Source organism: Veillonella sp. LMAG:90 (genome assembly GCF_008679445.1).
Taxonomy (GTDB): Bacteria; Bacillota; Negativicutes; order Veillonellales; family Veillonellaceae; genus Veillonella_A.
The window spans coordinates 1,905,099-1,918,533 of record NZ_NAND01000001.1 but is presented as its reverse complement, the minus strand read 5'-3'; the positions used below and the strand labels follow the sequence as shown (position 1 = coordinate 1,918,533).

At 43.4% G+C, this 13,435-nt stretch carries 12 protein-coding genes; all 12 read left to right on the top strand.

What is annotated here, in order from left to right:
* Positions 1-132: 132 nt before the first annotated feature.
* The 12 genes from brnQ to gluQRS all read left to right on the top strand — a co-directional run bounded on the left by brnQ (position 133) and on the right by gluQRS (position 13,432).
* A complete protein-coding gene (gene brnQ, locus CCC71_RS08495; RefSeq protein ID WP_156704589.1) occupies positions 133-1,482 on the top strand; it encodes a branched-chain amino acid transport system II carrier protein in 1,350 nt (449 codons plus the stop codon).
* 4 nt (positions 1,483-1,486) lie between these two features.
* Positions 1,487-2,407 carry an NAD-dependent epimerase/dehydratase family protein gene (locus CCC71_RS08490; RefSeq protein WP_021841460.1) on the top strand — a complete coding sequence of 307 codons (921 nt, stop codon included), beginning with the start codon at positions 1,487-1,489 and terminating at the stop codon, positions 2,405-2,407.
* A 138-nt stretch (positions 2,408-2,545) separates the two neighbouring features.
* Positions 2,546-3,094 (top strand): hypothetical protein, encoded by a 549-nt coding sequence (locus tag CCC71_RS08485; RefSeq protein WP_296333438.1) that lies wholly within the window; start codon positions 2,546-2,548, stop codon positions 3,092-3,094.
* 105 nt (positions 3,095-3,199) lie between these two features.
* Positions 3,200-4,198 carry a nucleoid-associated protein gene (locus tag CCC71_RS08480; protein ID WP_021841462.1) on the top strand — a complete coding sequence of 333 codons (999 nt, stop codon included), beginning with the start codon at positions 3,200-3,202 and terminating at the stop codon, positions 4,196-4,198.
* Between the two features lie 150 nt (positions 4,199-4,348).
* Positions 4,349-4,837 carry a Cys-tRNA(Pro) deacylase gene (gene ybaK / locus CCC71_RS08475; RefSeq protein WP_021841463.1) on the top strand — a complete coding sequence of 163 codons (489 nt, stop codon included), beginning with the start codon at positions 4,349-4,351 and terminating at the stop codon, positions 4,835-4,837.
* A gap of 29 nt (positions 4,838-4,866) precedes the next feature.
* Positions 4,867-5,607 (top strand): ribonuclease H1 domain-containing protein, encoded by a 741-nt coding sequence (locus CCC71_RS08470; RefSeq protein ID WP_021841464.1) that lies wholly within the window; start codon positions 4,867-4,869, stop codon positions 5,605-5,607.
* A gap of 223 nt (positions 5,608-5,830) precedes the next feature.
* Positions 5,831-7,270 (top strand): glucose-6-phosphate isomerase, encoded by a 1,440-nt coding sequence (locus tag CCC71_RS08465; protein WP_156704591.1) that lies wholly within the window; start codon positions 5,831-5,833, stop codon positions 7,268-7,270.
* Positions 7,271-7,364: 94 nt separating this feature from the next.
* Positions 7,365-8,351, top strand: coding sequence for a UDP-glucose 4-epimerase GalE (galE, locus tag CCC71_RS08460; RefSeq protein ID WP_021841466.1), 987 nt, complete (start codon positions 7,365-7,367; stop codon positions 8,349-8,351).
* A 40-nt stretch (positions 8,352-8,391) separates the two neighbouring features.
* Complete coding sequence (locus CCC71_RS08455) at positions 8,392-9,123, top strand: hypothetical protein (RefSeq protein ID WP_156704593.1); 732 nt, start codon at positions 8,392-8,394, stop codon at positions 9,121-9,123.
* A gap of 26 nt (positions 9,124-9,149) precedes the next feature.
* Positions 9,150-10,340 carry a type II secretion system protein GspD gene (locus CCC71_RS08450; RefSeq protein ID WP_021841468.1) on the top strand — a complete coding sequence of 397 codons (1,191 nt, stop codon included), beginning with the start codon at positions 9,150-9,152 and terminating at the stop codon, positions 10,338-10,340.
* 39 nt (positions 10,341-10,379) lie between these two features.
* Positions 10,380-12,350 (top strand): ABC-F family ATP-binding cassette domain-containing protein, encoded by a 1,971-nt coding sequence (locus CCC71_RS08445; protein WP_021841469.1) that lies wholly within the window; start codon positions 10,380-10,382, stop codon positions 12,348-12,350.
* Complete coding sequence (gluQRS, locus tag CCC71_RS08440) at positions 12,347-13,432, top strand: tRNA glutamyl-Q(34) synthetase GluQRS (protein ID WP_226974286.1); 1,086 nt, start codon at positions 12,347-12,349, stop codon at positions 13,430-13,432. The genes CCC71_RS08445 and gluQRS overlap by 4 nt, the downstream gene beginning before the upstream one ends.
* Positions 13,433-13,435: the final 3 nt, after the last annotated feature.

The following is a 13,435-nucleotide window of genomic DNA, read 5'->3' as shown; positions in this document are numbered from 1 at the left end:
AACATTGTAAGTAACATATGGGATACATTGTCAGCGCTTGGCTTCAGGCAGTGTATCCTTTGTGTTGGGTTTTACGGTAGTGTTATATTTTGTAGAGTAATGGCAACTGCCATTCGGTAGGAGGGTACTATCTTGCAAGGAAAATTGTCATTAAGTTCAGCCATAGTTATTGGCTCAATGTTGTTCGGTATGTTCTTCGGCGCAGGCAATCTGATTTTCCCGGTTCATATGGGGCAGGAAGCAGGGGCCGACATGTGGCCGGCTACGGTAGGTTTTCTTATTACGGCCATTGGCTTGCCGTTCTTAGGTGTTGTTGCTATCGGTATTTCACGGAGTAACGGTTTATTTGATTTGGCATCTCGCGTACATCCGACCTATGCGAAATTATTTACTATTCTTTTATATTTAACCATAGGGCCAGCTTTTGCTTTACCGCGTACGGCCACGGTTTCTTATCAAATCGGCTTGGCACCGTATATCGGTGATGATATGCAGACGGTAGCCTTGGCGGCCTTTACCTTTGTGTTCTTCGTCTTGGGTCTGTTTTTCTCCATGAACCCGGGTAAGTTAATGACCTACATCGGTAAAATTTTAAATCCGTTGTTCTTAATCTTCTTGGCTATTCTCTTGGTAGTGGCCTTGATTAATCCAATGGGATCCGTGGCGACGGCACCGGTGAGCGGTGATTATTTGACCATGCCGTTCTTCAAAGGCTTTACGGAAGGTTACAATACGATGGATGCTTTGGCGGCGTTAGCCTTCGGTATCATCGTAGTCCGCGCCATGCAGAGCGTAGGTGTTACCGAGCCTAAGGATATTGCGGCGGGCATGGTAAAAGCCGGTATCGTTACGGTAGTCTTGATGGCCATTATCTATGCATTCTTAGCTTACGTGGGTGCCTCCAGCCTCGGCGTTTTCGCCTTATCCGCTAACGGCGGTATTGCGTTGGCACAAATTGCCCATTATTATTTCGGACCAATCGGTGCCGTATTATTGGCAATTACCGTAACCTTGGCTTGTTTGAAAACGGCGGTAGGCCTTATTTGTGCATGTTCGGAAACATTCGTCGATTTATTTCCGAATTCCATCAGTTATAAAAAATATGCCTATGCATTCGCTATTATTTCTTTCTTAATCGGTAATGTAGGCTTAACTCAGATTATATCGCTGGCGATTCCTATTTTGATGTTATTGTATCCGTTGACGATTACCATTATTTTGTTAACATTCTTGGCACCGCTTTTTAACGGTCGTCAAGCTGTATATTTCATCACTACAGTATTTGCCTTGATTGCGGCTATCGGTGATATGCTCAATACTTTGCCTGAATTTTTAGGGCAAGCAGCTTGGGTACAGCAAACTGTAGGCGTATATAAGATGTTGCCGTTCTTTGATTTAGGTATGGGCTGGGTAGTGCCGTCCGCTATCGGCTTTGTATTGGGTCTTATTTATATAGCAGTTGTAAAAACTAAGGGAGGTTAGGGTAATGAATATTTGCGTGACCGGCGGGGCCGGTTTTATCGGTTCCCATCTTGTAGATGCTCTCATTAATGAAGGGCACAAGGTAATGGTTATAGATAATTTAAGTACCGGTTGTCGAGATTTTGTAAATTCTAAGGCTGACTTCGTGGAAATGGATATTCGCGATAAAGAACTTGCCGCTAAAATGGCCGAGTTTAAACCGGAGTATGTATTTCATGAAGCCGCTCAGACAATGGTGCCGGAATCAATGAAAGATCCTGCATTTGATTGTGATGTTAATTTATTGGGACTCATTAATGTGCTTAATGCTTGCCGCAGCGTGGGAGTAAAAAAAATTATCATGCCTTCGTCAGCCGCCGTATATGGTGATCTCGATACATTACCGCTCACAGAAACGATGGCGGGGCAGCCGTCCTCGTTTTACGGACTTACCAAATTGACTACGGAAAGTTATCTGCGCATTTATCATGAAGCATTCGGCTTACCTTACATCTGTTTTCGCTATGCAAATGTGTATGGACCGCGTCAAGGCAATGGCGGTGAAGGCGGCGTAATCAGTATTTTCTGTGAACGTTTACAGGCTCATAAAGATATAAGTATATTCGGTGACGGTGAACAAACTCGCGATTTCGTCTATGTAGACGATGTAGTGGCAGCTAATATGGCGGCTTTGCATAAACCGGACCTTGTGGGGGTTATCAATGTGAGTACCGAGAGAGGTACTTCGCTGAATAAATTGGTAGCACAATTTAAAAAAATTGTGGACCATGAATTTAACGTGCACTACGAAGAGGCACGGCAAGGGGATATCAAACACTCGTTATTAAGTACAAAAAAAATGATAAATGAATTAGGTTTATCAGCTACAGTTAAATTAGATAAAGGCTTGACAACGACCTATGAATACTTTCATAATAAAAAGTAATTATTAATGAGTGATTTACTGTAGTCGAATAAATAGAGATTATGGTACAATGGTAAGAGAAGTAGTTGTTCTTGTGAGGAGATTGACATGGAAACAAAAAAATAAGAAGAGAAAAAGATTCAGTATATAATTTGTCGTGTGTGCGGCTATATCGAAACAGCCGATAATGCGGATAAACCATGCCCGGCTTGCGGCTTTCCGAAAACCGTTTGGGCTGAATACACACCACGCAAATTGAATCCTACCCGTAAACGTTTATTGGATTTACATTTGCATCCGATTGCGGTTCATTTTCCGATTGCCGGTTCCGCTTTAACTGTGGGCTTGCCTATTTTAGGTTTACTCGTGCCTTACAGCTTGGGCTACCGTTTATTCGATTTCGCTATGATGGTTTGTCTCGTAATGCCTTTATTGGTATTAATTGGCGGTATTTCCGGTTATATTGGCGGTAAACTTCGTTATAAAACAACGACAGCGCCGGTTTTAAAATTCAAAATCTACTTATCCGTAGTGTATTTCGCCCTGACGCTGATACAGGCCTATGTGGCATATTCGTATAATGTCACCGCAGGCAATGCACTGGTTATTGCCGTCATAGGTGCTTTAGCATCGCTTTGTGCCGCTATTTTGGGCAAAAAAGGTTCTCACTTGTTTGCCGGTTTATTCGGACCATACGTACAAGGCTAAACTTAATCATATGCATTGTAAAATGCATTAAATATCGTTGGAGTGTCTTGTTTTCGTGTTGTTAAATACGAGGCAAGACACTTTTTTATCCACTAAGGAGCAAATATGCAAATCAATCGGGCTGTATTACAAATTCTTGATTTTTCATCTTCTTTAGCCGTTTATTCGGAAAATGAACTGAATATGGGCGAGGAAGCCTTACAGGACTATGTCAGTGCTCATGTAACTAAGGGGATTAAAGACCCGGGACTTAGAACGGGCTATATAAATGAGACGAGTAAATTAGGTCAAATGTTGGTGCAATATCGCGACGGTCTTACCGATATTACCACCTTAGGCAAGGAATTGGGCGAAACGATGTTCAATTATATGAAACAGGCGACGGATCCGGTTATTATTGATACAATTATCTGTGAAGCGGCTGAAAATCATCGCTATTTATGTATTCTCCTTTGTCAGGCCCATGATGCGTATACGCACCAACTGTTTAATGAAGAAGACGGCACTTTAACTACGGAATTGATTCCGAATCGAGCGGTGTTACCGAGTCCGACCCAAAAGCTTCGCTCATTTTGTGCTATTGATTTAGAGGATTTTTCGGTGCGTCTGTTTGAACCAAAAGGTGAATATGACGGTGAAGCTGTTTATATTTTAGGAGATAAAGTTTTACAAATCGGTACGAATCCGTCATCCCGTGATACGGTGGCCAAAGTGCGACGCATCGTGGATAAGGTGGCTAAAGCGCATGAGGGCGATGGCGTGGAAGAGTTGGTTAAGGTTCGCTCCATGATTTCCAAAAATGCGGAAGTATCCGATACGTTGAATCCGGAAACCATTGTGGATACGGTTTTTGCCAATCAGCCGCAACAAAAAGAAGCGGCTAAAAAAGCATTGGCAGAGCAGGATATGTTACGACCTTTGCCGGTAAATCGTGAATTTGCCGCCAAGGTAGGGGAAAAGCATAAAATAAAAACTGACACGGGAATTGAGATTAGTTTTCCCGTTGAATATATGCAAAACAGTGAATTCATTGAAATCGTGACGAATCCTGACGGAACTTTGCGTATAGAACTTAAAAACATTAATAAAATATTGAACAAGTAACAATAAGCAAAAATTTGAATAAATAATTATAATTCATAATTATATTTGATAAATAATGCGAAAAATTTCATAAATATTCAGCTGTTTTTCAGCTGTTTTGTAGTAATATTTTAAATGAAACTGTAGTAAAATAAAAAAGGAACGATGGTCGTGAGTAAGAAAGAGCATAAAAAAACAAATGCTATGCGCATGCTGGACACGCATAAAATCGGTTATGAAGTATTAGCCTATGAATGGGAAGAAGGACGTGGTGCAGGCGTCCATGTAGCAGAAGAACTGCATTTACCGGAAGCACAGGTTTTCAAAACATTGGTGGGGAAAGGCAATGTGACGGGGCCGGTCGTGTTTTGTATTCCTGTTGCCGCTGAATTGGATTTAAAACAGGCGGCACGGGTGAGTGGCAATAAATCAGTTGAGCTTATCGCTGTGAAGGATTTATTGGGGCTTACCGGTTATTTGCGGGGCGGTTGTTCGCCGGTGGGGATGAAGAAATTATTTCCCACCTATTTTGATGCGACCATGGCAACGTTTGATCAGATTTATGTAAGTGCCGGTTTGCGAGGCATGCAGATTAAAGTTAATCCAAACGATTTACAGACAGTAGTAAATGCTCATTTCGAAACATTAACGATGAACTGATTGCAGTTATTCTAGAACAAGGAGCTTATATGGGTAAAAAGTATTATGCCGTAAGAGAGGGGAGAGTGCGGGGAATTTATGATTCTTGGGCGGCTTGTGAACGCCAAGTAAAGGGCTATGGTGGTGCCATTTACAAATCTTTTATGTCAAAACAGGAAGCGGAAGCTTTTATGGAGGAAGATATTGCGCCTATTAAAGGCATGTCCATGGAAGAATATTTAGCTACCGCCAAGGCCAGTCAGCGCCGTACGCCGCGTCGTCGCAGAGCTACCGGTACGGGCGTAAGCAATAAATCGGCTCAGGATTCCAATGCCTCGGATACTATTTTTGCTGATTTAGGAGCAAAAAGCGCGGTAGCCTTTATTGATGGAAGTTTTGACAAAACAAACAAAGTGGTCGGCACCGGCGGCGTTATTTTCTATGAGGGGCAAGAAGAAACGTTTTCATACGGTACCGATAAAGAAATATATACGGCCTATTGGAATGTGGCGGGTGAACTTTTAGGGGCCATGCATGTCATTGAGTGGGCTGTAGCTAAGGAAGCTAAAGAAATTCACATTTACTATGATTATATGGGCATTGAAATGTGGGCTACGGGACGTTGGAAGGCGAATAATCCGCTTACACAGCAGTATGCGGAATTTATGTTAAACAGCCGTCGCCTTATTAAAACAGTATTTCACAAGGTAGCGGCTCATACGGGTGTAACCTATAATGAAAAAGCCGATGAATTAGCTAAAGCAGGCACCAAAAAGGTAATCGAATTATAAGTTCAACTGAGTTGAAATTGTTCGGGATACAGCATTCTCATGGTATAGGTAGAGGATAAAGGTATTAGACTTTTAACTTTGAAAAGTTATATTTGCTTAAGGTATGAATGGGGCTAAAGTTGATTGAGTTATGAATAAAATGTATGATGCTCTTCAGTTTTTCTATTGCGCCATAATTTATAGAACGGTACAATAAGAAGAGTGGTTTAAAGGAGGAGTTTCAATGAAAAAAATCATTTTACCATCCGGTTTTATATTTGATTATACTAATTTATTTTCAGCTTGGGGCGTAACCGAAGCTGATGTTCATACTTATTTCGATTCTATTGCCAATGCCGTAAAAGCGGCCGTTCGCGTACGTACTACAGGCGTTGTGGAAGGCCATTTGTCTAAAGACGGTCAGCCGGAAGCTGTATTATTCCCGCAATTGCCGTATATTGAAGATAAAAATCTCAATAACGAAACAGTTTTAAAACGTTTGGAAGACTTGGGGCAACATGCTAAAGAGTCTGTAGATGCCGTAGTAAGCTTCGGTATCGGCGGCTCTTATTTAGGCGGTAAAGTACTCTTTGATGTTCATTGCGGTGAATTTTGGAATCAGAAATCCGAAGCGGAACGCGACGGGTATCCAAAATTATACTTCAGTGGCAATAATGTGGATCCTCATCGCACTAATGATTTGATTGAAACGTTAAAACGCAGTGCGGCCCATAAAGGATCTCCTTATACGGTAATGCTCATTTTAATTTCTAAGTCCGGGTCTACCATTGAACCGATGTCCAATTTCATGGTGGTGCAAGAAGCGTTGGCAGCGGCCGGTATTAAAGTGGAAGTCGTAGCTGTTACGGATCCTCGTACCGATGAAAAAGAAACGTTGCTTCATAAATTGGCGGTTCAGCAGAACTGGCCGACGTTTGCTGTGCCTGATGGGGTGGGCGGACGTTTTTCCGTATTTACGGAAGTAGGTCTTATTATCGGTGCCGTGGTAGGCTTCAATATTCGTGAATTTTTAGACGGAGCCAAAGGCATGGATGAAGCCTGTCAGGGTGGCGATTTGCTTAAGAATCCGGCTTTGTTGAATGCAGTTTTGAAATATATTGCTGCTGAAAAATACGGCCGTATTATTGAAATCATGATGCCTTACGGCGATTCTTTGAAATCCTTGGCTGAATGGTATGTACAACTTTTAGCTGAATCATTAGGTAAACATCAGCCGAAAACTGACGGCCGTTACGGTCGCACGCCGGTAGTTGCGGTGGGAACTACGGATATGCATGCACAGACACAGGAACATCAAGAAGGGCGCTTGAACAAAATCGTGTCTTTTGTAAAAGTAAAAGATTGGGAAACAAAAGCGATTGTGCCTCATACTTACGATGAATATAAACCGCTTAAAGCATTCAGTGGCTTGGACTTAGGGGTAATTTTAAATACTGCTTTAGAAGCTAACAGCGAAGCTTTAACAGGCGATAAGCGCTTCAATGTAACTTATGAATTGCCGACCTTGTCAGCCTATCATTTAGGTGAATTTATGTTTATGCTTTGCTGGGCTATTTTCTACGAAGGTCAATTGGCCGGTGTAGATGCGTTTGATCAGCCGGGCGTTGAAGTGTATAAAAAATTGTTGGGGCCTAAATTGGCAGCTCATCAAGCGGAAAAATAATCAGGTCATGTAGTTTTTGCCGATCCTTTCCCGTTCGCGGACATAATTAAAGGTTGCGGCAAGCAGTGGCAGTTTCGATTTAGGGAGGATTATTATGAAAATTTTGGTTACCGGTGGAGCCGGCTATATCGGCAGTCATACTGTGCGAGCTTTGCAAAAAGCAGGTCATACGCCAATTGTTTTGGATAATTTATCGCGTGGTCATGTAGAATCTTTGCCGGAAGGCGTTGAATTTATTAATATGGATATTGCTGATGCCGGTTTAGCCGATGTATTAAAGGCTAAAGGCATTGAAGGGGTTATGCATTTTGCGGCTCATTCACAGGTTGGCGAATCCATGAAAGATCCTATGATTTATTATGAAAACAATGTAGTAGGTTCATTCCGTCTCATTGAATCTGTCCGTAAAGCCGGTGTCAAATATTTTGTATTCTCCTCTACTGCCGCCGTTTATGGCGAACCTGAAGTTGTACCGATTAAAGAAGATGCACGTTTAGCTCCGACTAATGTATACGGTCGTACGAAGCTCATGATTGAACAAATGTTGCGCGATTATAGTGATATTTACGGTCTGCGCTATGTGGCTTTGCGTTATTTTAATGCAGCGGGTGCCGACCAAAGCGGTGAAATCGGTGAAGATCATACCCCGGAAACACATTTGATTCCCCTCATTTTGGAAGCTGCTTTAGGCAAGCGCGCCAATATTTCAATTTTCGGTACTGACTATGATACGGCTGACGGCACTTGTGTGCGCGATTATATCCATGTTACCGATTTAGCTTCGGCCCATATTCTCAGTATGGAATATTTGCGCGACGGTGGTGAATCTAATTATTTTAACTTGGGAACCGGTAATGGTTTCAGTGTAAAAGAAATTGTAGATGCCACTAAATCCGTAACCGGCGTAGACTTCCCGGTTGTTATCGGCGAACGTCGTGCCGGTGATCCGGGCACTTTGATTGCGTCTTCTGAAAAAGCGCAAACTGTTTTAGGCTGGAAGCCGACCCACAGCGAGGTCTCCCAGGTTATCGGTGATGCTTGGCAATGGCACAAAAACCATCCAAACGGTTATAAAAAATAATAAGGACTGTGATATTATGAATAGACTGTCTCTACAAGAAATGCGAAATTTATTAATTAAGAAAGGTCGCCTCTTGTACGGGGCGGTCTTTTTATTTTGCCTCGTTTGCCTCTATGGTTTATATACATCTCAGTGGACAAGGGTAAGTGATTTGGCAGCGGATAATGCGGCACCTGATTCATCGTCTAAAACTGTGAGTTTAGACGCTAAAGAAGGCCGTGGCGGGGCTATTGGGAAGGGTAAAAACGAAGGTACATTTGTAGCACCGGTAATTAGCTTAGCCGGTGTTTTAAGAGGTCACCCGCTAGATGATCCGTTTACGCATTTGCTGTTAAATGAGGATAGCACAGTCATAGCCGGTGCGCCTCAAATCGCACAAAAGGGAAGGTCGGGAAATCCCGGTATAGGTAATAGTTATGGGCAAACTGATACATTCAACACTTCATATGTGAATGGTTCTAATAGGGGCCGGCGCACAAATAATTATGCCGAATATAGTGGTAACAATTATGGTCGCAGTGGCGGGGCTTATACCGGCGGATCCGGTACGGAAAGTAAGGGGAGCTATGGGAATCGGCAAAATTCTATGACTGATATAAAAGTCACCGGTATTATCACGGGCCCCACGCCGATGGCGATTTTGACAAACGATGGCAGCGAAGGTTGCTATGGTGTTGGCGAGGGACCGCGTGGTGTGACAGTGAAACAGATAGCGGACCATGCAGTTTTAATAAGTGGCGCCGGTGGCAGTCGTTGGTTATATGTGGAATAAGTCTGGGGTAAGGGAGTAATATAGGGATGTTAGTTAGCGTATTAAGGGTTTTAACAGTTTTGGCTGTTATCGTACAATTTCATCTTTGCGGCGAATCGGTGGCCGCTTTGTCTATGACGGTAAATAACAGCAATTTGAGTAGTTTAGTGCAGTCCATCGCACGCAGTGAGGGCATTGCCATTACCGGTACGGAAACGTTGCAAGGAACCGTATCGATACGCCTTAATGAAACAAGCGGTATTGCCGCAATAAAGCGCTTGGCGGCGATAAAGCATTTCAGTTTGTATGAATCGGACGGGCTCTGGATTGTGGATGGTCAAGGCATGGGGGATAAAGATGCGCGCGTGGCCGAAGTTTTAACACCTCGACATATTTCGCCGAAGGCCTTAGGCGATGCCTTGGTTGCCATTGTGTCGGAGAAGAATATCAAGGTGGTAAAAGGAAGTAATCAGGTTATGGTCTATGGCACGGCGGCTCAGTTGCGACAGGTTCATGATATTCTACCCATGCTGGATATAAGCCCCAAACAAATTCGCTTAGAAGTAGCCGTTGTAGCCATTGAGCATAATTTTGTAAAAGAAACGGGCATAAAATGGTCCTGGCAGAGTTTGACCGGGCGTAATAAGGATGATACAAACTCTTATGGGGGCATTCAATTTGGTCGAGCTCCGGAAGGTACGCCTTATACATTTTGGTTTAAACCGGAATTGAGTGCGCAGCAAACAAATAATAAAACAGTCTTAATTGCGAGACCTTCTATTATGGCGGTGAATGGTGAAGAAGCGAAGATTTTAATAGGGGACCGGATTCCCGTGCTGGAAGAGGTGAAAGACGGCACGGAAAGCCGCATCACTACACGCTATGAAGAGGCGGGGATTCGTCTTACGTGCACACCGTTTGTGACGGAAGATAACAGTATTGAAGCGGATATTCATGCGGAAGTGAGCAGTCCCGCCATGGTTTCGGAACTGAAAGCTTATCGTATTACCACGCGCGAGGCACATACGAGGGTTCACTTACAGCCCGGCGAAATCCTCGTCATCGGCGGCCTTATGGATAATCGAGAAGGGAAACAGTTTTCAAAAATTCCGCTCCTCGGCGATATTCCTTTATTGGGAAAATTATTTCAACATGCCCGTAAGACCAAGGACAGTGTTGAATTGTGTATTTTTGTAAAAGCTGACACTGTGGAGGCGCCAACGGACATTCCTCTATGATATAATAGAAGAGTATATGATTGAACGGAGGCTTAGAGGATGGAACAAATCCGCGTAATAGGATTAAGTAAATCATTTGGCGTGCGCCAAGTGTTTAACAAAGTATCCTTTGAAATAAAACATGGTGAGCGTGTCGGCTTGGTGGGCCCTAACGGGGCTGGCAAATCGACGCTCATGAAATGCCTGTTGGGCATTGAAGAATATGATGAAGGTCAGGTTGTCAAAGATAGTGCTACTACAATCGGTTATTTGCAGCAGGATATCAATTTAGGGGACGACAGTTTAGCTATTGAAATTCAAAAAGCCTTTGCCGATGTGCAATATTGGGAACAACAATTACAGGAAGTATCGGCGAAGCTTGAAACGAATCCTCATGATGAAAGTTTGCTCAAACAGCTCGCCCGCATTCAGGACCGTTTAGATTGGCTTGGTGGTTATGATTATGAGGCCCAAAGTCGCCGCATTGCCTACGGCCTTGGTTTTTCCGATGAAGATTTAACGAAATCTGTGTCTGAATTTTCCGGTGGGCAAAAAACACGTATTAATTTGGCAAAAGCTTTAGTTCGGCGCCCTGATTTTTTATTTTTGGATGAACCGACTAACCATTTGGATATGGATATGTTGGAATGGTTGGAAAATTATTTGAGCTCTTACGGCGGCGGTATCTTAATTATCAGCCATGACCGTTATTTCCTTGATCGTGTAACGACGCGTATTGTTGAATTGGAGCATCATAAGGCAACCAGCTATCGTGGTAATTACAGTCGTTATGTGGAGCAGCGTGAAGCTCAACATAAGGCGCAGCAAAACGCCTATGAGAAGCAACAGGAATATATTCGCAAAACGGAAGAGTATATCGATAAGTACCGCGCCGGGATTAAATCTAAAATGGCCAGAGGCCGCCAGTCGCAGTTGAATCGTTTGGAGCGTTTGGATGCGCCGGAAACTTCACAGACATTGAAGTTTAGATTTCCTAAAGCGGAATTCAGCGCCGATAAAGTGCTGACGGTGGAAGAGTTATTTTTATCCTACGGCGAGCGCGATATTGTAGAGGATGTGTCCTTTATGATTCGTCGCGGGGAAGCGGTGGCCTTAATCGGGCCGAACGGCGCCGGAAAATCCACTTTATTAAAAGCTATTACCGGTGAATTGACACCGGAAGCGGGTTTTATCGATATCGGCAGCCGTGTATCGGTGGGGTATTTTTCACAGGAACACGAAGAATTACATCCTGCTTGGACGCCGATTGATGAAATTATGAGTCATTTTAACTATAGTGAGGAAAAAGCCCGTAATGTACTGGGCATGTTTTTGTTCCAAGGGGATGACGTTTTCAAGGAAATTCGTGATTTGTCCGGTGGTGAACGGGCTCGCTTAAGTTTATTGATTTTGTTTTTACAAGGCAATAATTTCTTAATTCTTGACGAACCGACCAACCATTTAGATATTCCGACGCGCGAAGTGGTGGAAGAGGCTTTGATGAACTTTACCGGCACATTACTGGTTGTGTCCCATGACCGGTATTTCTTGGATAAAGTGGCCAAACGGACCTTGGTGTTAGAGCCGGAAGGCGTGGAAGAATACCTTGGCAATTACAGCTACTATAAGGCGAAGCTCAAAGAACAGCAGGATTTGGCCGCCTTGGCAGCTGAACAAAGTGGTCAAAATAAAGAACGTTCGAGCAGTAATAAACGCAACAGCAACAATAATGACGATACGAACTCGACCGACAGGGTGGATTCGAATGAAGCTAAAAATACCGGCAGTACAAGTGGTAACGAAGGTTCCGGAGATAAAAAGCTAAACTCCTATATGCAAGCCAAGAAATTGGAAGAAACGGAAACCGAAATTGCCCGTTTGGAAGCTACGCTGAAAATGTACGAAGTTCAAATACAAAATCCCGCTTTACAGGAAGATGCGGAAGCCATGGCAGAAACGGCGGCTCAAATGGAAGCTACCAATAAAAGATTGGCTGAACTCTATGAAATTTGGGAGCAATTGGCACAATGAGTGACATCGTAATTGACACAGATAATGGCGGTAATGTTGATACAGCAAATGGTACGACAATTAGGCCTATGAGTGATACACTGATTAGTTCTATGAGTGATACACTGATTAGTCCTATGAAAGGACGATTTGCGCCAAGCCCGACGGGACATCTTCATTTAGGTAATTTGTGGATTGCCATGCTGTCGTGGCTACAGGTGAAACAGCAACAAGGTACCTTTGTTTTGCGCATGGAAGATATCGACATACAGCGCGCTAAAAGACAGTATGGGGAAGATTTACTGGATGATTTAGAATGGTTTGGCCTGACTTGGGATGAAGGCCCACGCGTAGGCGGTCCCCATGAATCGTATTGGCAAAGTGAACGGTATCCTCTCTATGAGGCACAGATTGCTAAATGGCAAGAATCGGGGCTTGTGTACCCCTGTTACTGTAATCGAGCGCGCTTGCAGAGCATTGCATCGGCTCCGCATGGTCATGAAGGAATTGCTCATTATGATGGTCGTTGCCGCCACTTGAGTGAAGGGGAACGGCAGACTTTAGGTGAGCGGAAGAATCCTTCGTGGCGCATGAAAGTAGAACCACGATTGTATGAATTTACTGATTTTTGGCAAGGTTCGCAGCGGGAAGAACTTATTCCGGCGCAAGATGATTTTATTGTTCGTCGCGCTGACGGCATGTTCGCCTATAATTTAGCCGTTGTTATGGATGATATAGCCATGGGCATTACCCATATTGTGCGCGGTTATGATTTATTACCGGCTGTGGCCGGTCAATTGTGGCTCTATGAGTGCCTGGGTGCCAAGGTACCGCACTATGCACATGCGCCGTTAATTGTTGATGAGGAAGGCTATCGATTATCAAAAAGGCAGCAGAGTATAACCTTGCGTGAATTGAGAATGAGCGGCTATAGTGCGTCTATGATTTTAGGGCATTTGGCATTGGCGGCAGGACTAGTTTCATCATCTCAAACAGACAAATTCGGAGGGCTCACATGGGAAACTTTGTTGAATTGTAGTCTTGATAATAATTATCTAAAAAAACCTCAAATTAAATTGACAAATTTCGATGTTTTGATATAATGA